The 510-nt window shown below is 33.3% G+C and carries 1 pseudogene; it reads right to left on the minus strand.

The window, feature by feature from the left end:
- Positions 1-357 (minus strand): annotated as a pseudogene (locus tag CWC30_RS18000) (helix-turn-helix transcriptional regulator); the annotation flags it as partial.
- Between the last annotated feature and the right edge of the window lie 153 nt (positions 358-510).

Raw genomic sequence — 510 nt, forward strand, 5'->3', positions numbered from 1 at the left:
ACTTACTAAGCCTTTAAATATATCTTCTGCTGCTGCCGATTTATAAAATACCCCATTAAAATGATTGATTAATAAGTTTTTTTCACATACTTGCTCTAGTTCTACATTAAAAAGCACAACTTGATGCTGTTTAGCCAAACAAATTAAATCTGCTGGGATCAAGTCCTGCCAATCATTTTGAGATCCATCAATTAGAAAAATGTCATAAGCACCACGCTGATCATTATGTGGGATAGTGCTGTCCATTTTTATATCACCAAAAATGGCTTGAAGTGTTCTTAAAATAACTGTGTAGTTTTGAGAATGGAAAGACGATTGAAGCGTTGTCTTAATAAAAGCCGAGCTTTTTTTTAACATATAACCAATCCTTGAAACATTAGATTTACAACAATCGCCACATTACCTAAATTAACTACAAAACACAATGCTTCTTTGGTATAAGCCAATGAGTTTAGTTACCCTATAAAAGGGTATAAAAGCGTGATGTAACACCGTTAGTCCAACCAAATC

The organism is Pseudoalteromonas sp. S4741, from assembly GCF_005886135.1.
Classification (GTDB): Bacteria; Pseudomonadota; Gammaproteobacteria; order Enterobacterales; family Alteromonadaceae; genus Pseudoalteromonas; species Pseudoalteromonas tetraodonis.